This window comes from Anaerocolumna sp. MB42-C2 (assembly GCF_030913705.1).
In the GTDB taxonomy this organism is placed as follows: domain Bacteria; phylum Bacillota; class Clostridia; order Lachnospirales; family Lachnospiraceae; genus Anaerocolumna.
Genome location: NZ_CP133190.1, coordinates 5,924,026 through 5,946,046, shown reverse-complemented (window position 1 = coordinate 5,946,046; position 22,021 = coordinate 5,924,026). Strand labels below are relative to the sequence as shown.

22 protein-coding genes, 1 tRNA gene and 2 pseudogenes are annotated in these 22,021 nt (G+C 36.0%); 5 read left to right on the top strand and 20 right to left on the bottom strand.

All coding sequences use genetic code 11. The features are described 5' to 3' along the window. Window positions 1-84: 84 nt before the first annotated feature. The 6 genes from RBU59_RS26295 to RBU59_RS26270 form a co-directional block, all read right to left on the bottom strand. On the bottom strand, window positions 85-768 hold the full coding sequence (locus RBU59_RS26295) for a DUF6198 family protein (protein ID WP_308145430.1): 684 nt from the start codon (window positions 766-768) through the stop codon (window positions 85-87). A 188-nt stretch (window positions 769-956) separates the two neighbouring features. After that, window positions 957-1,934 (bottom strand): dipeptide ABC transporter ATP-binding protein, encoded by a 978-nt coding sequence (locus RBU59_RS26290; RefSeq protein ID WP_330698419.1) that lies wholly within the window; start codon window positions 1,932-1,934, stop codon window positions 957-959. Next, entirely contained in the window at window positions 1,921-2,916 is a 996-nt protein-coding gene (locus RBU59_RS26285) for an ABC transporter ATP-binding protein (RefSeq protein WP_308145429.1), read from the bottom strand. The genes RBU59_RS26290 and RBU59_RS26285 overlap by 14 nt, the downstream gene beginning before the upstream one ends. A gap of 14 nt (window positions 2,917-2,930) precedes the next feature. Further along, window positions 2,931-3,797: an ABC transporter permease gene (locus tag RBU59_RS26280; protein WP_308145428.1), complete on the bottom strand. Its 867-nt coding sequence runs from the start codon at window positions 3,795-3,797 to the stop codon at window positions 2,931-2,933. Window position 3,798: 1 nt separating this feature from the next. Further along, on the bottom strand, window positions 3,799-4,722 hold the full coding sequence (locus RBU59_RS26275) for an ABC transporter permease (RefSeq protein ID WP_308145427.1): 924 nt from the start codon (window positions 4,720-4,722) through the stop codon (window positions 3,799-3,801). Between the two features lie 140 nt (window positions 4,723-4,862). Beyond that, entirely contained in the window at window positions 4,863-6,536 is a 1,674-nt protein-coding gene (locus RBU59_RS26270; RefSeq protein ID WP_308145426.1) for an ABC transporter substrate-binding protein, read from the bottom strand. A gap of 971 nt (window positions 6,537-7,507) precedes the next feature. Between RBU59_RS26270 and RBU59_RS26265 the strand changes: the two genes are divergently transcribed. After that, complete coding sequence (locus tag RBU59_RS26265) at window positions 7,508-8,464, top strand: D-2-hydroxyacid dehydrogenase (protein WP_308145425.1); 957 nt, start codon at window positions 7,508-7,510, stop codon at window positions 8,462-8,464. Window positions 8,465-8,646: 182 nt separating this feature from the next. Here the strand turns inward: RBU59_RS26265 and RBU59_RS26260 are convergent, their stop codons facing one another. The 4 genes from RBU59_RS26260 to RBU59_RS26245 all read right to left on the bottom strand — a co-directional run bounded on the left by RBU59_RS26260 (window position 8,647) and on the right by RBU59_RS26245 (window position 11,407). Further along, window positions 8,647-9,267 carry an HD domain-containing protein gene (locus RBU59_RS26260; RefSeq protein ID WP_308145424.1) on the bottom strand — a complete coding sequence of 207 codons (621 nt, stop codon included), beginning with the start codon at window positions 9,265-9,267 and terminating at the stop codon, window positions 8,647-8,649. Between the two features lie 53 nt (window positions 9,268-9,320). Next, window positions 9,321-10,067, bottom strand: a complete 747-nt coding sequence (locus RBU59_RS26255; RefSeq protein WP_308148644.1) for an APH(3') family aminoglycoside O-phosphotransferase — start codon at window positions 10,065-10,067, stop codon at window positions 9,321-9,323. A gap of 325 nt (window positions 10,068-10,392) precedes the next feature. Next, entirely contained in the window at window positions 10,393-10,641 is a 249-nt protein-coding gene (locus RBU59_RS26250) for an NUDIX domain-containing protein (RefSeq protein ID WP_308145423.1), read from the bottom strand. 181 nt (window positions 10,642-10,822) lie between these two features. Further along, window positions 10,823-11,407, bottom strand: a complete 585-nt coding sequence (locus RBU59_RS26245; RefSeq protein WP_308145422.1) for a class I SAM-dependent methyltransferase — start codon at window positions 11,405-11,407, stop codon at window positions 10,823-10,825. 130 nt (window positions 11,408-11,537) lie between these two features. Here RBU59_RS26245 and RBU59_RS26240 point away from each other — a divergent pair, with 130 nt between their 5' ends. Further along, the gene (locus RBU59_RS26240) at window positions 11,538-11,987 is read left to right on the top strand and encodes a hypothetical protein (protein WP_308145421.1); all 450 of its coding nucleotides are present in this window, start codon (window positions 11,538-11,540) and stop codon (window positions 11,985-11,987) included. A 276-nt stretch (window positions 11,988-12,263) separates the two neighbouring features. Then, on the top strand, window positions 12,264-13,133 hold the full coding sequence (locus RBU59_RS26235) for a DNA/RNA non-specific endonuclease (RefSeq protein WP_308145420.1): 870 nt from the start codon (window positions 12,264-12,266) through the stop codon (window positions 13,131-13,133). Window positions 13,134-13,642: 509 nt separating this feature from the next. Here the strand turns inward: RBU59_RS26235 and RBU59_RS28900 are convergent. Next, window positions 13,643-13,813 carry a hypothetical protein gene (locus tag RBU59_RS28900; RefSeq protein ID WP_442871721.1) on the bottom strand — a complete coding sequence of 57 codons (171 nt, stop codon included), beginning with the start codon at window positions 13,811-13,813 and terminating at the stop codon, window positions 13,643-13,645. 2 nt (window positions 13,814-13,815) lie between these two features. Further along, complete coding sequence (locus RBU59_RS26230) at window positions 13,816-14,532, bottom strand: helix-turn-helix transcriptional regulator (RefSeq protein ID WP_308145419.1); 717 nt, start codon at window positions 14,530-14,532, stop codon at window positions 13,816-13,818. A gap of 490 nt (window positions 14,533-15,022) precedes the next feature. On the opposite strand from RBU59_RS26230, the gene RBU59_RS26225 reads away from it, so the two are divergent. Next, window positions 15,023-15,094: transfer RNA gene (locus tag RBU59_RS26225), tRNA-Ala, on the top strand. Window positions 15,095-15,517: 423 nt separating this feature from the next. Here RBU59_RS26225 and RBU59_RS26220 read toward each other — a convergent pair. The 8 genes and pseudogenes from RBU59_RS26220 to RBU59_RS26185 all read right to left on the bottom strand — a co-directional run bounded on the left by RBU59_RS26220 (window position 15,518) and on the right by RBU59_RS26185 (window position 20,786). Continuing rightward, window positions 15,518-16,123 carry an HD domain-containing protein gene (locus RBU59_RS26220; protein ID WP_308145418.1) on the bottom strand — a complete coding sequence of 202 codons (606 nt, stop codon included), beginning with the start codon at window positions 16,121-16,123 and terminating at the stop codon, window positions 15,518-15,520. A gap of 185 nt (window positions 16,124-16,308) precedes the next feature. Continuing rightward, on the bottom strand, window positions 16,309-17,214 hold the full coding sequence (locus RBU59_RS26215; RefSeq protein WP_308145343.1) for an IS3 family transposase: 906 nt from the start codon (window positions 17,212-17,214) through the stop codon (window positions 16,309-16,311). Further along, window positions 17,214-17,561, bottom strand: a complete 348-nt coding sequence (locus tag RBU59_RS26210; RefSeq protein ID WP_308145342.1) for a transposase — start codon at window positions 17,559-17,561, stop codon at window positions 17,214-17,216. The genes RBU59_RS26215 and RBU59_RS26210 overlap by 1 nt, the downstream gene beginning before the upstream one ends. An 81-nt stretch (window positions 17,562-17,642) precedes the next feature. Next, window positions 17,643-18,386 (bottom strand): annotated as a pseudogene (locus RBU59_RS26205) (IS3 family transposase); the annotation flags it as partial. After that, a complete protein-coding gene (locus tag RBU59_RS26200; protein WP_308145342.1) occupies window positions 18,386-18,733 on the bottom strand; it encodes a transposase in 348 nt (115 codons plus the stop codon). The pseudogene RBU59_RS26205 and the gene RBU59_RS26200, both read right to left, overlap by 1 nt. Window positions 18,734-18,813: 80 nt before the next feature. Continuing rightward, window positions 18,814-19,101: pseudogene (locus RBU59_RS26195) on the bottom strand (IS3 family transposase); the annotation flags it as partial. Further along, entirely contained in the window at window positions 19,101-19,448 is a 348-nt protein-coding gene (locus RBU59_RS26190; RefSeq protein WP_308145342.1) for a transposase, read from the bottom strand. The gene RBU59_RS26190 and the pseudogene RBU59_RS26195, both read right to left, overlap by 1 nt. A 282-nt stretch (window positions 19,449-19,730) precedes the next feature. Further along, window positions 19,731-20,786 carry a serine hydrolase domain-containing protein gene (locus RBU59_RS26185; protein WP_308145416.1) on the bottom strand — a complete coding sequence of 352 codons (1,056 nt, stop codon included), beginning with the start codon at window positions 20,784-20,786 and terminating at the stop codon, window positions 19,731-19,733. Window positions 20,787-21,013: 227 nt separating this feature from the next. On the opposite strand from RBU59_RS26185, the gene RBU59_RS26180 reads away from it, so the two are divergent. Beyond that, on the top strand, window positions 21,014-21,583 hold the full coding sequence (locus RBU59_RS26180) for a hypothetical protein (protein WP_308145415.1): 570 nt from the start codon (window positions 21,014-21,016) through the stop codon (window positions 21,581-21,583). Window positions 21,584-22,021: the final 438 nt, after the last annotated feature.

The following is a 22,021-nucleotide window of genomic DNA, read 5'->3' as shown; positions in this document are numbered from 1 at the left end:
ATTCCTGATAATAATCTTAAAATTATTATATCCTATCAATTCACAATAACAAGAATTATTTTCCAAAAAATTATATCAATTTCCTCATTCAAAATATCCTCTTAAGAGAAGCCTGTCCCTGAATATAAAATGCTTTTCCAGCCTTCTGCTGATAATACCAATCGTCATACCATTGATGAGTGCACATATGATTGTGCCGATATTTATTCCCTCAAAATGAAACAGTCCAAAAAATACAAAGGACATAATAACACTAATCAAACAACTCACACAATCGTAACAAGTCTTTAACTTATTTATATTAATTTTAAACCGTTTTGATACCTCTTTAACCAAAAGTTCATATACTTCCGGTGCTATATAAGTATGAAACATAAAGGTTACACCAGTAGCACACAAAATAAAACCTGCTGAAAAGAAAGCTATTCTCCAAATCAGTATATCTGTTTTAATCATTCCTACCATAAGCAAACACCCATCTAATGTTATACCATAAATAACTGCTGTTACAAAAGAAAACAAATAGGATGTTTTGAATTTTCTCAATACCGTAATCATTATAATTAATAATATGGCTTGAACCGTATACTCCATCATACCAAAAGTTATAAAACTCCAAATCTGCGAAAATCTAAGGTAAAGTATATAAGCTGGCGCAACAACCATGGACATTCCAAAGTTTGCTTTCTCCATTAATGCAGTTCCCAAGGCTAATGCTATAATACCGCAAATGTATGCGGTTTCCGTATAAAATATTTTCTTATTCATTTTTCCTCCCAAAAAGCAAACAGCTAAACTTGTTCAATATCAAAACAAGAAAAGCTGCAATTGATTATGTTATAAACAAAAAAAGCAACAGCCCTGTTTGATATAGAAACAGGAAAAGTTGCTTTTACAGGCTAACATATATAGAGTAAAATGTCAATCAAACATTACTTAAATGCATGGAACAAAACCTAAACAAGTGGATAATGGCAAGCAACCTGTATATTACCCATACCTCTCATAACCGGTTCCGTATTACCGCAAAGCTCTGTTGCATATGGACATCTGGTATGAAATCTACATCCGTTTGGCGGTGATACAGGACTGGGCATTTCCCCTGTCAGTAATTGCCTGTTTTCCTTACGAAGTTCCGGATTTGGCCGTGGTACTGCTTCCAATAAAAATTTGGTATAGGGATGTTTCGGACTAATAAAAATTTCATCTGCATCACCTATTTCACAGATTTTTCCTAAAAACATCACACAAACGCGGTTGGCTATATGACGTACCACACTCAGATCGTGGGATATAAATAAATAAGTTAAATGATACTCTTCCTGCAAGTCATGCAACAAATTCAATACCTGGGATTGTATGGATACATCAAGTGCAGAAACCGGCTCATCGCAGATAATAAGTTTCGGATTCAATGCTATGGCCCTTGCAATTCCGATTCTTTGCCTTTGTCCGCCTGAAAATTGATGTGGATAACGTTTTAATGCTTCTTTCGGGATACCGACCTTACCAATCAACTCTATAATTCTTTCGTGTGTTTCTTCTTTCGTCCTGTATATTTTATGTGTTAACAGGGGTTCTCCGATAATTTGTTCTACAGTCATTCTTGGGTTAAGGGAGGCATAGGGATCCTGGAAAATAATCTGCATTTTCTTTCGAACCGAAATCAACTCCTTTGCAGTCATAGCAGTCAGGTCTTCTCCTTCTAACAGCAGTTCTCCGCTTGTTAGTTCAATAAGCCGTAACAAAAGTCTTCCCAGTGTGCTTTTTCCACATCCCGATTCTCCTACCAATGCCAGGGTTTCGCCCTCATAGATGGTCAGGTTTACATCGGATACGGCATGAACTCTTGTATTCTTTTTCTTAGAGGATATTACCGGAAATTCTTTAACCAGATTTTTAGCCTCAAGCAGCACCTTTCTATTTATCTCCAATAAAATCTCCTCCTTTCTCATATAAAAAACATCTTGTGTTATGCAAGTCGTTGATTCTATAATTTCCCGGGCGATCTTTCTCACAACGTTTTGTAGCGTATTCACACCGGTTACAGAAGCTGCAGCCATCCGGTAAATTTAATAGATTAGGTACCATCCCCTTAATATTATACAAATGCTCTTTCTTATCTTCAATTTGGGGAATTGAACGCAATAAACCTATCGTATATGGATGTCTGGTATTTTTAAATAACTCAAAGGTCTCCGCCTGTTCCATTACCTTTCCTGCATACATAACATATACATAATCACATACTTCCGCAACCACCCCCATATTATGGGTAATTAATAAGATCGAGGTACCATGTTCCTCTCTTAATTTTTTCATCAGATTAAGTATTTGTGCTTCTATTGTAACATCCAAGGCGGTGGTTGGTTCATCTGCAATCAGTAGTTCCGGTTCACAAATCATCGCCATACCAATCATAACACGCTGCCGAAGCCCGCCTGATAATTGGTGCGGGTATGCACCGTATCGTCTTTCGGGTTCCGGAATCCCTACCTGTTTGAATATATCGATTACCCTTTTTCTGGCTTGTTCTTTACTGATATCCTCATGCAGCATAATCGCTTCTCTTACCTGTCTCCCAACCGTATATACAGGATTCAGCGAGGTCATCGGCTCCTGAAATATCATCGAAATCCGGTTGCCTCTGATTCTAAGAAGTTCCTGCTTCGAACATTCCAACAGATTCTGCCCATGAAAAAGAATCTCGCCGCCCATTACTTTTCCGGGTTTACGTAAAAGCTGCATTACAGACATGGCAGTCATACTTTTACCGCAGCCGGATTCACCCACCAGCCCTACTATTTTCCCTTTCGGAATCGTAATATTTACTTCATCTACTGCGGGAATAACACCTTTTGAAGTAAAAAACTGGGTTTTTAAATTATTTATCTGTAAAGTGATATCCTGTTCCATTCATAACCTCCTCCTTACTGCTCTTTCATATATGGGTCCAAAATATCCCTTAATCCATCACCCAGAAAATTAAACGCCAGGGCTATAATAAGAATCGCTGCTCCAGGTGCTATTGCTATACAGGGATCCGTGAAAAGATATTGCTTTCCGTTAGACACCATGAGTCCCCAACTTGTAGAGGGCGGCTGTGCACCTATTCCCAAAAAACTCAAACTGGATTCGGATAAGATGGAACCCGGTATATTTAACGTAAACAGAACAATTAAAGAAGGAATACAGTTTGGCAAGATATGACGAAACATGATTTTAAAGGAATTGACCCCGATGCTCTTAGCTGCCTCCACATATTCTGTCTCCTTCAGAGATAAGGTCTGTGACCGCACAACACGAGCTGTTCCAGCCCAACCGACAATAACCAAAGCAATATAAATGTTAATCAAACCAGCTCCTACAGTGTACATAACCACCATAGCCAGTAAAATAGACGGAAATGCCAAAGCAACATCCGCGATACGCATTATTACAAAATCTACTTTTTTCCCAAAATATCCGGCCATCAATCCAAATACAGTTCCGATAGCCATAGAAACCAATGTGGGAAATAACCCAATGGACAAGGACACTCTGGCACCATAAATCATACGGCTAAAAATATCTCTTCCAAAATCATCTGTTCCCAGGATATGTTCCAAACTTGGTCCTGATAAACGGTTTATCAAATCCTGTTTAGCCGGGTCATATGGTGCTAAAAGAGGTGCAAATATTGCCATTACTGTAATTAGGATAATTACTGCAGCTGAAAATACCGCCAGTTTATTTTGATTCATTAATAATTTTATTTTTTCCCATATCGCTTCCTGATTGTTATGATTCTGCTCCATTTTACTCCTCCATTCTGATTCTCGGATCAATTAATGAATACAGGATATCTGCGATCAGGTTACCTGCGATAATCAATACCGTGGTAAATAATACAGTGCCCTGTAACAGCGGCATATCCCTGCTTGAAATGGAATCAACTGCCAGCCTTCCTATTCCGGGAATAGCAAAGACACTTTCCGTAATCACTGCCCCTGATAATAGGCTTGCCACCTGGATAGCCATTACGGTGACCACCGGAAGCAATGCATTTTTAAATGCATGAGAAATAATAACTCCTGATTCCCTCATTCCTTTTGCCCTTGCGGTCCGTATAAAGTCCTCCTGCAATATTTCAAGCAGATTAGATCTTGTTAACCTGGCAATGGTACCGGCTGCACTCCACCCCAATACAATAGCCGGTAAGATATAACTTTTCCAGGAATCGGCACCGGATACCGGAAGCAATTTTAATTTATAAGAAAAACAATACTGAAATAACAAGGCTGCCCAAAATACGGGCATAGAAACACCGGCAAGGGATATTCCCATAAATAATCGGTCTATCACCGTGTTTTGTTTGATAGCCGAAAGAATTCCTGCCGGAATTCCTATCACCCATGCAACCAATGCTGCCAAAACTGCCAGTTTCAGGGTATACGGAAAAGCATTTGTAATCAATTCACTGACCGGTCGGTTCAGTTTGTACGAGATACCAAAATCTCCATGTAAAGCGTCCCACAAATAACGAAAAAATCGAACCATCACGGGATCATTTAAACCCATTTCTTTCGTCAGTCTCTCTACCACTTCCGGCTTTACATGTTCTTTCATCATAACCGAGATGGGATCACCCGGTATTACATTCAACATCAGGAATACAATTAACATAACTCCTATTAAAACAGGTATCGATACAATAATTCGCTTCATCACCTCTTTAGCCAATGTTTATTCCTTCTTTCCTGCAATTTATTAAATATTCACCTAAATTTATTTTTGCAAAAAAGGGGATGTTGCTATATTTTGCAACAGCCCCTTTGCGAAACTCTTAAGTTTTTTGAATACTGTAGTTACGCAATCCTTCTTTATTTTTCAATTGAAACATTTTGATAATAATTATTTGACCAGCCATTCCAGGAAACTTTGAAATTCTTAACTCTTGGATTAACTACAAATAAATGCTTTACTGAGAACATTGGTACCCAGGACGCATCATCCTGAATAATTTTTTTCTCCAAAGACTGATATTCTGCAATTCTGTTTTCTTCATTTACAATCGCTCTTGCTGCCGCTACCCGGCCGATTACAGAAGTGTCAGGGTAACTTAAGCATCTTCTTTTTGTGTTCTCTTTAGTTCCAAAGAAAGTATAGATAAAGTTATCCGGATCATTAAAGTCCGCAGACCAATTGGTATTATACATTGCAAGTTCTCCCGCATTTCTCTTGTCCATGTAGGTTGCATCATCAAGTACATTAATTTTTGCTTTTATACCAATCTCGGCTAACATGGACTGAATAATCTGATTAACACTGGAGGTTGTATTAGATGCTTCTGAAGATTGTGAGATTTCAATGTCAAAGCCATCTGCATAACCTGCTTCACCCAGTAAAGCCTTAGCAGCTTTCGGATCATAGGTGATGGATTCCAAATCATTATTATGACCGATTAATCCAATAGGAAAGATACCATTCTCCAAAGTTCCCCTTCCGCCGAACAGGGCATCCAGAATTGCCTGCCTGTCAATTGCCATCTGAATCGCTTTTCTTACTTTCACATCACTTAGCGGTTCTATACTTTGGTTCATTGCTATGTAATAAATACCCACACGATTGCCGAAGGCAATCTGGTTTTTATAGGTATCACTTTTCAGAAAATAATCTGTCTGGCTTGGAGCATTTTCCAAATCCAGAATATCCAGTTCCCCATTCTCAAACATCATCCTCAGTGTATCTTCGTCCGGTATTATCTTCATCACGATACCGTCACAACCGGGTGCGCCTGCCCAGCAGTCTTTATTGGCGACCAAAACCATTTCACTGTTAAATGTCCAGGAATAGAAACTGAAATAACCGGTACCGATAGTCTTATCCGGAACAAGACCAAAATCTTCTCCTGCTTCTTCGGTTGTCTCTCTATCTAATATGGAACAGGCAGGTGTTGACAAACATGCCAGGAAAGCAGCATAGGGTTCTTTCAGCGTGACAGTGAAATTATAATCATCAATCACTGTAAATCCCTCTAATGTATCAGCCGCGCCATCATGCAGTTCCGATGCCCCTTTAATCTGATCAACAATATCGCCATTTTGTGATTTGCTGTATGTTAACAATCTGGTAAATGAATAGAGTACATCATCCGATGTTAAATCTGCACCATTGGTATATTTGACTCCTTCATGTAATTTGAATTTATAGGTTAATCCGTCTTCAGAAATCTCCCAGCTGTCTGCCAGGCTCGGTACGATTTCTGAAGTTCCGTCCTCATTGGCCTTTACCTCCACAAGACGGTTAAAAATATTCATACCTACCCCATAATACTCAGTCGTACACTGGGGATCAACGGTTGTAGGGTTGGTTAATTCCTGGATTTTTAAAAACGAGCCGGTATCAATATTACTTCCTTCTTCTGTTGTTTTCTCTGTTTGTGCTGTCCCCTCAGGGGTGTCCTGGTTAACAGGTGCTGTGCTTTTTCCGCAGCCGGACAGCAATAAACTTGCTGCTAATGTCACTGTAAGTAAAAAGCTAACTGGTTTTTTCATAAAAAATCCTCCTTGTATTGGTACTGTTATTTTATTGAACAAAATGTCAGCGTGCTGACACTTTCGCGTCCGGTAAGGTTTTTTCATTGTGATGTTCCAAGAACTTTCCCAAAATAAAAAAGCACCCCTTTTCAGGAATGCATCTTCGCACTTTTCTCAACATAATCTTTTGGGTAAATCATAACCGCTTCTCTGTAAAAACAATCTTTTTATATACAACATTCTTATTGCCGATCTATACTTTACTTTTTGAGTTAACAAAATAAAGGTGCTCTTACAAGATAATAATCTGCACGAACACCTTTGTCTCTTATATCATATTACTAATATCTTCCACCTGTCAAGTATTATTTTCAATACATGGACAAAATGTCCAATATTTTGTTACTGTTCACTCCCCTGCAAAAAACAGCAGTTCCGCGAACAATAACACGCTTCACGATGCACACAAAGCGAGGAAGCAGCGCTTTGGCGCTGCAATTCACCGGTTTTCTGTGACTTTCGCTTCGCTACACTCACAACAAACACGTCGCGTTTGTTGCCTGTGAACCGTAACATTATTTTATCATATTTGTAGACATACCGTAGATTGCATTCTAATTTTACAAAAGCTGAATTAGTAATCAGTTATTAATTCTAAAGTTAAATTTACCTTTATTTACCTTTTATGGTAATTATTCTCATTGAAATTACTTTATTAATTTGATACATTAATACAGTTATGCTCCCCAGCATAGCTTCATCTTTTGCCCTATGTGCTCCCTATTGCACATAGGGTTTTATTGATATAATACCCATCTTGAGACAAAGGAATATAATAAATAAGCTGCCAGAGAAAAAAACTTGCATAAATATAATATTTAACTATCTTTTTGTTGACAAATTAGTAAAATAATCCCATACTATTACCGAGCGGTTCTGCCGCTTTCTCATTACTAATACCAACGGCTGAAAGAAAGGACAGAAAATATATGAAACGAATTTTAATTACACTGCCGGTAACAGAACATCACAAGAAACGTTTGGAGGGAACTAATACGGATTGCAGTTTTGGGTATGTTCCATTATCAGAAGTAACCATTGATATGGTACAAAATTCAGAAATAATTGTTGGTAATGTACCTGCTTCTTTTATTGCTGCATCCGATACCCTGGAATTACTTCAATTAAATTCTGCCGGTACAGATGCTTACATCGTTCCGGGAGTTCTTTCTTCCAAGACTATACTAACGAATGCCACTGGTGCATATGGCAAAACAGTTGCCGAGCATATGTTCGGAATGATGATGTGTCTGCAGAAAAAATTACATCTTTACAGGGATGACAGAGTAAATGGGGACTGGAATGATTATGGTACGGTCACCTCCATTACCGGTGCAACGGTTGCCGTAATCGGATTAGGAGATATCGGATTATATTTTGCCGGAATGGCAAAAGCCTTGGGTGCTTATGTCATTGGAGTCAAACGTCGTAAAAGCGATTGCCCAAAGCAAGCAGATGAACTGCACCTAATGGAAGATATTGATGAAATCATACCCAAATCAGATGTCATTGTCTCTTTTCTTCCTAATACACCCTCTACATACCATCTTTATGATACAGAATTTTTCTCCAAAATGAAAAACTCAGCTGTTTTTTTAAATGGTGGACGAGGAAGTGCAGTGGACCAAGACGCTCTATTATCAGCTGTACAAAATCGTGAAATTTCTGCTGCCGGCTTAGATGTAACCGACCCGGAACCGCTCCCTCCCACCCATCCTTTATGGCGTGAAAAAAATATAATGATTACCCCCCATGTATCCGGTTCCTACCATTTACCCGAAACATTGGATAAGATCGTAGAAATTGCAGCTACAAACATTGAGAATTACCTTACCGGTAAATCCCTTAAAAATTTAATTGATTTTGAAACCGGTTATTGCAAATAAAAAAGCAGTTAATCCCAAAAGCAGCACGAGGTTAGTAACTGTTTTTTCAAATATTAAACATTATAATCTTGTCTGTTTATATGAATTACGAAAAAGGATTCTTCCCGGGAAGAATCCTTTTTCACTAATAAAGTTTAAATTTTATTTACTCTAATATGGGAATTATCATGATTCTTAACATTCTACAGCAGTCGAATATTATTGGGTATATTCAAAACCAATTCATATACATTTCCATTCATTTTATTATCAAAATAGTCTTTAATCTTACATAACTGATTTAATTCCTCCAGATACTCCTCCCTGAAACCGTCTTCCATAATCTTCCTTGCAAATCTTGTTTCCAGTGCAGAATATCCAGCCACTACTGACATTTCATCCGCTAATTGAATTAACAGATCATAATCATCAAATGGTTGCGAAAGAATCTTATCCACGATTAAATTTTCTTCCTCTTCATATAATTCTCTGTATTTATTTATCTTTCCTAAAAAAGCATGTGTAATACATATATTGGCTTCATCAGTCAAACCAAGCGAAATAAGTATCTTGTAACCAACGATAGGATGCCGATGTTTGTCACTAAAATCTAGTTCTCCTTTACTGTCACAGATCTCAAATCTTCCGATATCATGAAGTAAAGCATATACATATGCTTTGTTCCCATCCATACCACACAATTTTGCAATCTTATAAGCGATATTGGCTGCGTTTTGAATATGTCCATAATTATATGGTTGTCCCATGATCAATTTATTTTCAGCGTATCTATCTACAAGTACATGAGCTTCTTTTATAGTCATTATTGTCACCTCATAGGTTTATGTTAATTCAATACATAAGAATATCAATGCCCTTAAAACAGTTCGTCCAGTAAAATATAATAATTAATTTTTTCCCAATTCGGTTCCATTCCTAATTCTTCAAACAATAAAGTAATATAATTACTATTTTTCCCAAAGTTATGTCCGATGCTTCGAACACAGAGTGCAATGTCCTGCCATTTATCAGCTATACCGGCCCGTCCCAAATCAATAAAACCACTGATTGTATTATTGTCTATAAAAATATTGGGTGGACAATAATCACCATGGGAAAAGACTAATTCCTCTTCCGGTTGATTATCGATTAACCAGTCAAGTAATTCTCCTGGGGATTTAAAACCATTTTCTCCGTATGTTTCCGGTTCCCAGTCTTCCCTGCCTGACAATCCATTATCAACACGGTATTTTGCTAACCTTATTTTATTTTTGATATCATTTCTATAAGGACAATCCGTTATATTAACTGCCCACAATATTTGCAGCCCCTCTGCCATGAAATGAATCTGCTGTTTAGGCCTTTGTAACCAATATTCACTATAAGCCATCTGGCCTTTTAATTTTGACATAAGTAAGTAATTATTACCGTTTTCTTTATGTGCTATGTAAATACATGGCACCGGTAATTTACCTGGCAGCCACTGAAGCATTAAGTGCTCATTATTGGATTCTTCTCTCTCCTTTTCAATTTTCAGAACATAGTCATCAAAAAATATAACCTGGGAATCGGAACAGCCAATAGTATCTATTTGTATTCTGTCAGTTTTAACGATCTCTTTAATACAGGATGGAAGCTTTATATTTGAGACAATAATATTATCACCCCTTGTAATATAGTATTTTATTCCATTATATATTTCCTAATTTAGGAAGTCAATAAGTGTGTGATACTAGCATTCACGAATACATCCTAAATATTGGGGGTACCCTACATGAATTAAATCTGTGATTCTACCTGTTAATTGCCTGGGCCGGAAAGGGATATTATCTATTTCATCAGTAGAAATCCATAAACTTTCTTCCTGCTGCCAGTCCTTTTCCGTTATTTCAGCAGCATTTTCACTTTCAAGTTGAACAAGGAAAATATGTAATATTCTATGAGCATAATTAAAATATCTCTCTCAGTTCTTTATTATCATTAATTTCTTCTGCAAGTGCAAGAAATCTAACAATTTTTACTTTATACCCTGTTTCCTCCAAAACTTCTCTTATTACAGCTTCTTCCATCGTTTCAAATTGATTTTGTCCACCACCGGGTAAATCAAAATAGACCTCCTTATTTTCTGTAATACATCGATTAACAAGTATTTTACCTTTATGCAGAATAATCGCTTTCGCTGCATTTCTAATAGCCATACCGCCACCTACCTTTATAATATTTATAATACACCTGTTAGCTTTCCAGCACATCTATTTCAACATTATCTATTTCAATAATTACCACGAACTACTACCTTTGATAAAATTCTGTTACTAATATACTGCAAAACAGATAATCCCAGCCTGCACACATACTTTTACGCAAGGATGAGTTTATTTATTTAATTATTTTCCAATATTGTGCTTTTAATCCATACTCCATGTCTATCAAATAATTGTCAATCTTAACTCTATTAGCTACACACACCTTAATAAACTCATTCATGTCTTCCGTTCTTTCAAGAGTCTGATAATACATACTTCCGCCCGTTTTTATTAAACTTATGGCTTTATTCAATATCTCATGATAGAGTCCGCTTTCAAGTCTTGATGAACCAACCATAGTAACTATGTCAAATTTTCCTTCAAGGCCTCTAGTCATCATTATATCAGAATTTATGATTTCAATTGGATTTTTATTATCTTCGTTCGTTAAGCCTTCCAGAAGCTGCTTACAACATATTTCATCAATATCAATACTCGTTAATCTACCATTTTTTAATTTATAAGACAAATATCTGTCCCAATACCCAGCTCCAATTCCTATATTACATATTTGATACCCCTCATTAATACTAAAATTATTCTCAAAAAACTTTGTGAACATATACTCCAAATATTTATTTTCAACTGATAAATTCCATGGTCCCGCCTCAGGACCATAACACTGACCATAAGTTTTTAATAAAAAATCCTTATCCATATTACCTCCTCCACATAATTTAAATTTATCTTATTATAATTCTCCGTATTAACAATATCAACTAATTTCCAGATTTGTACACTTTTTGAAAAAGATGAACACCTCTACTTCTGCTTCCGTTGGTTATCTTATGGCTCAGAATATACCAGACAATTTACGTATACGAGTTGTAACAAATTCTATTATCATCGCTGAAGAACTAAGAATAAAAGATAATATTTCTGTTATTTTTCTTGGTGGTGAAATGGATAATAAGGGAAATTGTTATGATGCATTTGCAATTGACATGATAAAACATCTACGTTTTGACAAATGTTTTATCACATCAGCATTTATTTCATCCAATTTTGGATTATCAATTCAAAAATCACAAGCAATTAGTTTTTGGAATGCACTTATTGACTCATCAAAAGAAACAATTGGACTTTATCCGACTGAAAAAATCGGTTTTGAATCAGTTGTGAGTATATGCCCGGCTAAAAGACTCAATAAACTTATTACTGATTGGGATGCTTCAGAAGAAAATTTGTCTGAATTTGATGAACAAGGTATTGAAATAATCGTTGTTGAAGAAGCATAATTGCGCAGGGGCTGGTTTTCAGCCCCCTTTTTTAGGGAAAATTAAGAACAGTAACTTGAACGAATTTATTCTTCTGTTTTTGCTGCTATAGAATAACGGATAATTTCTTTTAATAAGCAGCTAAATCCATATTAGTTGCATACAATTCAAAAGGATGCCCGTCATTTTTCTTTTCAATAATAAATAGTTCTTTATAGTATTGACAACTTAGCAAACTAACCCCATAATTTAGCATGGTAATTCATAAATGGAAAACTACGGAGCAGAGAGGAAAAAATGCATAGCTGGATAAATAGAAGCAAATTAAGAGTTTTAATACTGGTAAGTATGATATTTTCTTTTGTATTAATAGGAACTATTAATGAATTTAGTAAGAACACATTTAGTTATAGTATTGCGGAAGCAGCAAAAAGTACCGTAACCTTTAACACCAAAAACAAGGTGAAGTATGCTGAATATAATGGTAAATCGTATAAGGTTATAAAAGTTAAAGGCGGAGATTTATCAGGTAAAAGGCAAAAAAATGTTGCTGTAGATATCGGTTATGGAAATAGATTATATTGGGGATTTACAAATAAGTACGGACAATTAGTATACGTAGTGGCTGATAAAATAACATTGCAAAACCCTAAAACAGAAAAGGTTTTGTCAAACGGAAGGTATTATAAAGATGAAGCCAATGTGCCCGGGACTGAAAAGAAAGACCTTGACCAGGGCCATGTCATTGCCGATTCCCTTGGTGGTGTATCAAATGCTTATAATATTACTCCGCAGAACAGTATTTTAAACAGACTTGGAGACCAGGCATATATGGAAAAGGTTATAAGAGATGCCGGAGGTTGTACAGAATTTAAGGCTACCATAACTTATCCGAATACCACGACACAGATACCATCCCATTATAAGTTTACATATAAGTTAAAAGGTGAACAAATAACCGATGAATTTGATAATGTAAATCCAGACAAAGTTAATAAGCCAATTATTGACGCTCAAAAAGATCTTGCTAAAATTGATAAGAATGGTGACGGCAAAGTCACAATAGCTGAAGCCAAAGCGGCCGGTTACTCTATGCCCATTTATTCAGATCATTGGTTATATAAATATATGGATGATCGAGATAGCGACGGAATGGTGGGCGAATAATTAAACAGGAAAGCTTGATTTTACCAGCTTTCCTGCCCTTTTCAATAAAATGCGGAATGGGAAATTTTGTTTATAAAGCAATATCCATTAACTGATAAAATCTTAATGTCATCTTCATAAGAATTGATGCGCGATTAACTGCAAGAGCGGTAACCTATTGGCATAGTAAATACTGCAGAGATGCCGGAGTGTAATATGATTCCACACTACGAGAAGGACTACTGCAAGTCGATTTAGTACAGCAGGAATGCCCTTGAATGAATGCACTGCACATACGGTGCACATATTTTTTATACCAATAAATAATATTTCATTTCAATAAATATTTTACAGATTGATAAAGAAATGGCAAATACATGGCTGCCAGTGTTAATCTTTCCCATACTCCTTCATATGCAATGATGGTATTCTTAAATTCATCTTTATCCCCCAGAATGAATAGAACAAAAAATAGGAAGGCCACAATAAATGATAATATGCTAACAATTCCAGCAATAGTATTACCGTTTTTAAACTCTATAAGACTTACCCCTCGTAACACTTGTATTATCATTTTTATAATGTCTGTAGATTTCTTCTAAAGGCGTTTCTAATATTTTTTTCATGTCATTAATCTGAGTTTTCATCATATATTCCCTTATTATTTTTATACCAAAATAGTAACCGGCATTTTGGGGAATTCCTAATTCATTGCATCCAAAAATATATTTACTAGATTCTTCTGGTGATAAGCATATTTCTGCAATATTTTTACTGTAAATCCATCAACATCTAAAATATCTTCTTTGTATGCATTTTCAAATCCCAGAGTCAGTGAAGAAAATTTCTGCCCTTTATAAATATGAGTTAAATATACACCCTCTAAAAGCGTCGTATTACTTGTTCTGCTAATAATCTCAAAAAAACCTTCTTTTTGACATCTAGTATAAAAGTCATGAGGAAATAAATTATTGGTATTTTGTTTTATACTATACCAAAGGCTTCGAGGTTTATTAATTAATTGTACTGTGGGTTCTGGTAGCTCCTGTTTTCGGCTTCGTGCATTTTCGTGAGATGCTTCCTCAATTACTTCATTTAGTGCTTTGTTAATTTTATTAAATTCTAACCTCGGGTACTCACGGAATTTAAATGGAGTAACATTAAATGCTGACTTAAACGCTCTAGTAAAGCTTTCCTGAGTTTCAAATCCATTATTTTGTGCTATATGGATTATACTCTTATCAGTATATCTTAAATCCCATAAAGCTTGTGCCATTCTTCTATATCTGATATATTCACCTAGATTCATATCAGTCTGCGCAGCGAAAATCCTATTCGTTTGCTTTACCGAATATCCACTGTATAATGCAACTTTATTACAGTCAACATTATCCAGTTCTTTCCGGATTTTATCTTTCAAATAATCACTCACATCATTACAACTATACATTTTCCCCTTCTTTCAGCTTAACATAAATGGAATATCTTTTTTTGATATTTTGGGACATTTAAATCATAATATTAATTTTTTTATTTGTTACTCTTAATATAAATTGATATAGGGCATTAATTAATATTTTAGATTAACAATTCTCTACCTATTTTATTTAACAATACAATTTGATCCTATGTCAAGATTTAGTACAAGATAAAATGAGAGAATAATCATTATTACCTATTAAATTACTGATGTATTCCTGAAAATGTTCACAGTTACTTAACATTAACATCAAACCCTGTACACATATAAACGATATACTAAGTTCATAAGATAACAACAAGGTTCCCCACCTTGCTAACATAAACTTTTTCATAAATCGGTCAGTAGGATAACCCTGCTGGCCCCTCCTCTATTTGTCAGCTTATTATTCTTGTATTACGTCTTATTCAGTGCTATAATTGATTATATCGGGGATATAGCTCAGTGGGAGAGCGTTCGGTTCGCATCCGAAAGGCCGTGGGTTCAAATCCCATTATCTCCACTTAATAATTCGTCCTTTTTTCGTCTTAATTCTTAATCTTTTTTCAACACAGTCCGGATCCTAACTCATTTCCATTTAACTCCTGATTAAAAGCGCATAGTAATTTTCTTTCATGCGTCGCCTGCTTTCTAATTTCAGGTATAAAAAAACTACCTGCTGATATTGGTAGCTGGTAGTCTGTCTTTATTATAGTCTATAGAAATTACACTTGAGTTATCTCCGCGGATTAAGCAAGCGCGAGACGGGATTCGAACAAATCCCCGCACACACAAATACTGATAAATAGGAGGTTTGCGGCTTCTGTTAATTATCTGCACACATTCTTGCACACATGGGATGTGTGCTATTTAATTCTTAAGTTATATCTATTTTGGTTCGTTATTGTGAAAGAATGCGAGGTATCCGAAATATAGATTATGCTTATTAGTCAAAGCTTACCTTTCTAATCTCTTCATAAAATAAATCATACACATTCATACCACATTTTACATCAAAATAATCTTTGAGGTTAAAAAAAGCATCCCATTTTGGTAATGTAAAGTCATCAAAGCCATATCTCCTTGTAACATTAAGTAAACGAATATCAATTAAACAAATCCCTTGAGCTGTTCCTATCGCGTCACATAATTGAATTATCTTATCATAATCATCATATATTGTTTCGTTTAATACTTGTTTTATTTGTTCAATTTCAATTTCTGTACAATCTAATGCTCCTCCACCATACGCACCAAAATCCTGATATGGAAATGAGTGTGTTAAGCAAATTCTCGCGTGCATTTCATAATGTCGTTCCATCATCAACTCGTATCCCGCATTAAGATGATGTAAACCTCTAACGCCTTCATATCTTCCAATATCATGAAGTAATCCCAAGGTGTATGCCAAATCTGAATCTATTTTACATTGTTTAGCGATTGTCTCTGCTGCTCTTCCGACAACTCGACTATGGTCTGCCCATGCACCAGGATTTTTTTCATGAGCCCAAATCAATAATTGTTCTGCTTCTTTACGCGAAGGAGCATTCATAACTCAAGCACCTACTTTCTGAACAAAAAATAAATTTCTGGTTCGCAATTATAATCAATATAAAAATAATTTTTCATAAAATATTAATTATTTTTAATTATACTTTTCCTAAGATTGGAAGTCAAGAAATCTTAAGTTTGATATTGTCAATATTACTTTACACTTTTTTCTCAAGGATGTTCGACCTATGCTGCCTCATGTAACGAAGCATAGTACTGCTGTCGTTTCACCAATGGAGGTAAACCACCATTAGCGGAACAGATTCTTCTGTTATTCCAATAGCTGATGAAATACCTCCAGATGAGAGTTTTTAACTGTTCCACAGTCATTGTGGTAGTGTCGTAACGTCCATAAAGTAATTCTTCTTTGAATCTTGCCCACATGCTTTCGCATCTGGCATTGTCATGGCATCTGCCACCAGCACTATTCATACTCTGGAGAATGCCATATTTATTGATTGCTTTACGATATAATTCGCTTGTGTATTGTGTACCTCTATCACTATGAAGGATAGCACCAGAAAGCATCGGATATGCCTTATAAGCATTCTCTAAAGTTTGTTCACATAGGGTTGCTTTCATATTTGTATCCATAGCAAGACCTAACACTGCTAAATCGTAGCAATCAAAGATAGCTGAAACATAAAGTTTTCCATCATATGCTTTTATTTCAGTCATATCTGTAACACATTTTTCGAGCGGGTTTTCTGCTGTGAAGTCACGCTTAATTAAATCATCTGATTTTCGGGCTTCTTTATTAGCTTTTGTAATACCGTTAGGCTTGCGTTTGGATTTATGATTAAGACCTATTTCTTCCATCAAACGATAAACCGTTCTCTCGCTGGGAATAGGAACACCGTCTGGCTGTTTAAGCTGTAATGCCTGATACATGCGGATTCTTCCATAAGTGTCATTACATTCATCTTCCTTGCAGATATCCAGCATAGCATCTGCCAAAGGTTGATATTTCCAAGGAGAATCTTTTGTTTTCAGGTAATTGTTGAATGCCTGTCTGGAAACTCTAAGCATTCTGCAATAAAAAGAAATTTTGCCCTTAACCACGCCGTCTTCGGTTTTGATTGCAATAAACATTAATCTCTGTTTTTTGCTGACTTCCGACGGCTGGCTGCGAAAAAAGCGCTTGCTTCTTCAAGAAATTCGTTTTCTTCCTTTAAACGGCGAATTTCTTTATCCTGCTCTTTAACGTGTTTTCTGAGTTCAATGAGTTCTTCGTTAAGGGTCAGTGCATTATTCGGTGTATGAACTGCTTGGTTTGCACTGAGGCGCCCTTCTTTGTAGGCTTTTATCCAAGTGTACATAGTACCCTTTGGAATTCCTAATTCGTTAGCCGCTTTATGCCCACCGATTTCCTGGGCAAGTTTTACAGCCTGAGCTTTATACTCGTTGTCATAAGATTTTTGATCACGATTTGTTGCCATAATATTTTCACTCCTATTCTCTTTTAATTATATATCAAAATTCTTGAGAATAGGGTGTCAACTTTATTTATACAACATCAGTCCATAAAGTAATTCTTCTTTGAATCTTGCCCACATGCTTTCGCATCTGGCATTGTCATGGCATCTGCCACCAGCACTATTCATACTCTGGAGAATGCCATATTTATTGATTGCTTTACGATATAATTCGCTTGTGTATTGTGTACCTCTATCACTATGAAGGATAGCACCAGAAAGCATCGGATATGCCTTATAAGCATTCTCTAAAGTTTGTTCACATAGGGTTGCTTTCATATTTGTATCCATAGCAAGACCTAACACTGCTAAATCGTAGCAATCAAAGATAGCTGAAACATAAAGTTTTCCATCATATGCTTTTATTTCAGTCATATCTGTAACACATTTTTCGAGCGGGTTTTCTGCTGTGAAGTCACGCTTAATTAAATCATCTGATTTTCGGGCTTCTTTATTAGCTTTTGTAATACCGTTAGGCTTGCGTTTGGATTTATGATTAAGACCTATTTCTTCCATCAAACGATAAACCGTTCTCTCGCTGGGAATAGGAACACCGTCTGGCTGTTTAAGCTGTAATGCCTGATACATGCGGATTCTTCCATAAGTGTCATTACATTCATCTTCCTTGCAGATATCCAGCATAGCATCTGCCAAAGGTTGATATTTCCAAGGAGAATCTTTTGTTTTCAGGTAATTGTTGAATGCCTGTCTGGAAACTCTAAGCATTCTGCAATAAAAAGAAATTTTGCCCTTAACCACGCCGTCTTCGGTTTTGATTGCAATAAACATTAATCTCTGTTTTTTGCTGACTTCCGACGGCTGGCTGCGAAAAAAGCGCTTGCTTCTTCAAGAAATTCGTTTTCTTCCTTTAAACGGCGAATTTCTTTATCCTGCTCTTTAACGTGTTTTCTGAGTTCAATGAGTTCTTCGTTAAGGGTCAGTGCATTATTCGGTGTATGAACTGCTTGGTTTGCACTGAGGCGCCCTTCTTTGTAGGCTTTTATCCAAGTGTACATAGTACCCTTTGGAATTCCTAATTCGTTAGCCGCTTTATGCCCACCGATTTCCTGGGCAAGTTTTACAGCCTGAGCTTTATACTCGTTGTCATAAGATTTTTGATCACGATTTGTTGCCATAATATTTTCACTCCTATTCTCTTTTAATTATATATCAAAATTCTTGAGAATAGGGTGTCAACTTTATTTATACAACATCAACCTATTTCTTCCATCAAACGATAAACCGTTCTCTCGCTGGGAATAGGAACACCGTCTGGCTGTTTAAGCTGTAATGCCTGATACATGCGGATTCTTCCATAAGTGTCATTACATTCATCTTCCTTGCAGATATCCAGCATAGCATCTGCCAAAGGTTGATATTTCCAAGGAGAATCTTTTGTTTTCAGGTAATTGTTGAATGCCTGTCTGGAAACTCTAAGCATTCTGCAATAAAAAGAAATTTTGCCCTTAACCACGCCGTCTTCGGTTTTGATTGCAATAAACATTAATCTCTGTTTTTTGCTGACTTCCGACGGCTGGCTGCGAAAAAAGCGCTTGCTTCTTCAAGAAATTCGTTTTCTTCCTTTAAACGGCGAATTTCTTTATCCTGCTCTTTAACGTGTTTTCTGAGTTCAATGAGTTCTTCGTTAAGGGTCAGTGCATTATTCGGTGTATGAACTGCTTGGTTTGCACTGAGGCGCCCTTCTTTGTAGGCTTTTATCCAAGTGTACATAGTACCCTTTGGAATTCCTAATTCGTTAGCCGCTTTATGCCCACCGATTTCCTGGGCAAGTTTTACAGCCTGAGCTTTATACTCGTTGTCATAAGATTTTTGATCACGATTTGTTGCCATAATATTTTCACTCCTATTCTCTTTTAATTATATATCAAAATTCTTGAGAATAGGGTGTCAACTTTATTTATACAACATCATACTTAAACAATTCTTTATCTTGCATTAGATAAAAGCACTCCATCAAATCTTCTTCGATATATGGTCTGATGATGAGTCTTTGTGTTTCGAGGTGTATATTTTTTATTATATCCATTATTCATTTCCTTCCTTATCAAATTCTCTGGTATTTAATAAACTAAATCAAAGTAGTCTATTGTACCAGAATTCTTCTTGCTTAACTCATAACTTGTATTCTTTAAAAATTGCTTCTGTTATTTCATAAACTATTTCAGCTCCTATATCTGCATTAGTCATTGCAACCGCGCCGTTTCCTTTATCATGAGAGAATACCATATTTGAATGATAACCATTATTACAACCATCGTGGCCAAAGCATCTATGTCCATCTCTTTCTGATATAAAAAATCCCAATCCGGTTGGAGCCGCTTGGTTAACTTTAGTTGTCATAAGTTCTGCTATATGTTTACTCATAAATTTACTATTCCCGTTAATTGCCTTCATAATCTCAATTCCAAAGATAGAAAGGTCAGTCGGTGTTGTCCACAATCCAGCAGCAGAAAGTTCTGGCATTACATTATAGCCACCAGGTATTTGAAGATTGTATACATCATAACCATATGCTATTCTTGATATTTTTTCTTTGGCAATGGGTTGATTGTAAGAACTGTTTACCATGCCAAGCGGTTCAAATACAAGCCGATTTACTATATCATTGAAATCTTTACCACATGTATCACATACTATTTTTTGTGCAAGTAGATATCCGCCTCCAGAATACATAAAATTCTTTCCTTCTTCTTGAATCAGCATAAGCTGATGTGAATTGGCAGATGAAGCACCTTCAAGAATCTGACTTATCGTAGGTATTCTTTGCTTTTGACGGTATCCTTCAAATCCATGAATATTCAGACCTGAAGTATGACTTAATATTTGTCTTAATGTTATTGCATGCTTCTTTCCATCATATGTCTGAAAATCATAATCTCTTAAATATGTATGAACATCTTCATCTAGTGATAGCTTTCCTGCTTCAGCAAGTAACATAACAGCGGTGGCAAAAATAGTCTTACTTATAGAAGCAGCCTGAAAAAGTGTGTCAGCAGTTACAATATCAGACTTTCCTCTTCGTTTAACTCCATACGCATATGTTTCAATAATTTCATAATCTTTTATGATTGCAAAACTAACAGCAGGAATGTGCCATTGTTTCATGCGATCATATAACGTATGGTTTCCATAATATATTTTATTTTGAATAATATTTTTAATATCCATTTAATTAAGCTCCTTATTTACTATATACAACCAATGTCATTTAGTTAACGATATGAGTTAGATTCCTTAAGGTGGTCTAACTCATATTTTTTATAAAACCCTCAAATAATGCTTGACACATAATTCAAAATGTGCGGCCGCTCTCACTATTGATGAATTTTAGAGATAGCGAGAGCGGCCCTTGAAATTAAGTATATGATTTTTCACTTATTTTCAAGGATGACACTATGAATTACGCTGTTTCTGTTAAAAACACTCTTATGTCAGAGATTAATGCTATGGCATCTACTCCTGAAAAATATGTCAAGTCCCCAGGTAAAGATTTTACTCGGCATAAAAAGATTTCATTCAAGGATCTTCTTATGCTTCCGATCACCATGGAGGGCGGCACACTTCGGCATGAACTATACAAATATTTTGCATATAACGACAAAACACTTGCCAACTCAGCCTATTGCCAACAACGAAACAAAATCGCGAAAGGAACATTTAAGACCTTATTCGAGAAATTTGACTCTCATTTTGCTCCATCCTCATATAAACAAAAATACCGATTAATGGCCTGCGATGGCTGCACCTTTACATTTACCAGAAATCCTAACGATATAGATGCTTTCTATGGATCTGATGGAAAATCATTAAAGGGGTTTAACCAAATACATACAGTTGCCCTTTATGATATTATTAGTAAACGTTATGTTGATGCTGTCATGCAACCAATCAGAAAGAAAAATGATTTTAAAGCATTAGCTGAACTAATTGATTCAACAGCTGATTCAGGACTTTCTCCTATCTAAAGTAAAATCCTATTAAAATGATATCGCTCTGTATAGTAGTACAGCAACCTCAACCTTTTTTCTTAATTAAAGATGCACCACTTCGTTTTCGTAAGATAATATCAGTTAACTGGTAAAACCTTATTGCTGGTAAACCAGCGGTCTGAAAGAAGAAAAGAAGAGAGAACGATGTTCTCTTGACTTCTTGACTTAAGACATATCTGTAGTTGAAATTCATAGGACAAAGCATTATAGCGGTTAAAGTACGTAAAAGGATGTTGCACACATCCTGCACACACGTTTTTCAAACAATAAAAAATCGCTAACCCTTCATTTTATAAGGATTAACGATACTTTTCAACTAAGCGCGAGACGGGAATCGAATTCTATCCCCTCGAAAAAATACTGATAGAAAGGGACTTGCCAGCTCATCCGTTTTTAACGTACTCAAGTAGGTAC

What these genes read in the sequence shown, in the direction of transcription:
- RBU59_RS26245 (WP_308145422.1), bottom strand. Translation starts at nt 11,407, where the DNA reads ATGGATAAGGATTTTTTATTAAAAACTTATGGTCAGTGTTATGGTCCT.
- RBU59_RS26260 (WP_308145424.1), bottom strand. Translation starts at nt 9,267, where the DNA reads ATGACTATAAAAGAAGCTCATGTACTTGTAGATAGATACGCTGAAAAT.
- RBU59_RS26240 (WP_308145421.1), top strand. Translation starts at nt 11,538, where the DNA reads ATGGCTCAGAATATACCAGACAATTTACGTATACGAGTTGTAACAAAT.
- RBU59_RS26280 (WP_308145428.1), bottom strand. Translation starts at nt 3,797, where the DNA reads ATGGAGCAGAATCATAACAATCAGGAAGCGATATGGGAAAAAATAAAA.
- RBU59_RS26180 (WP_308145415.1), top strand. Translation starts at nt 21,014, where the DNA reads ATGAATTACGCTGTTTCTGTTAAAAACACTCTTATGTCAGAGATTAAT.
- RBU59_RS26215 (WP_308145343.1), bottom strand. Translation starts at nt 17,214, where the DNA reads ATGTTTATTGCAATCAAAACCGAAGACGGCGTGGTTAAGGGCAAAATT.
- RBU59_RS26270 (WP_308145426.1), bottom strand. Translation starts at nt 6,536, where the DNA reads ATGAAAAAACCAGTTAGCTTTTTACTTACAGTGACATTAGCAGCAAGT.
- RBU59_RS26295 (WP_308145430.1), bottom strand. Translation starts at nt 768, where the DNA reads ATGAATAAGAAAATATTTTATACGGAAACCGCATACATTTGCGGTATT.
- RBU59_RS26220 (WP_308145418.1), bottom strand. Translation starts at nt 16,123, where the DNA reads ATGAATGCTCCTTCGCGTAAAGAAGCAGAACAATTATTGATTTGGGCT.
- RBU59_RS26250 (WP_308145423.1), bottom strand. Translation starts at nt 10,641, where the DNA reads ATGGCTATTAGAAATGCAGCGAAAGCGATTATTCTGCATAAAGGTAAA.
- RBU59_RS26285 (WP_308145429.1), bottom strand. Translation starts at nt 2,916, where the DNA reads ATGGAACAGGATATCACTTTACAGATAAATAATTTAAAAACCCAGTTT.
- RBU59_RS26200 (WP_308145342.1), bottom strand. Translation starts at nt 18,733, where the DNA reads ATGGCAACAAATCGTGATCAAAAATCTTATGACAACGAGTATAAAGCT.
- RBU59_RS26190 (WP_308145342.1), bottom strand. Translation starts at nt 19,448, where the DNA reads ATGGCAACAAATCGTGATCAAAAATCTTATGACAACGAGTATAAAGCT.
- RBU59_RS26265 (WP_308145425.1), top strand. Translation starts at nt 7,508, where the DNA reads ATGAAACGAATTTTAATTACACTGCCGGTAACAGAACATCACAAGAAA.
- RBU59_RS26185 (WP_308145416.1), bottom strand. Translation starts at nt 20,786, where the DNA reads ATGGATATTAAAAATATTATTCAAAATAAAATATATTATGGAAACCAT.
- RBU59_RS26235 (WP_308145420.1), top strand. Translation starts at nt 12,264, where the DNA reads ATGCATAGCTGGATAAATAGAAGCAAATTAAGAGTTTTAATACTGGTA.
- RBU59_RS26210 (WP_308145342.1), bottom strand. Translation starts at nt 17,561, where the DNA reads ATGGCAACAAATCGTGATCAAAAATCTTATGACAACGAGTATAAAGCT.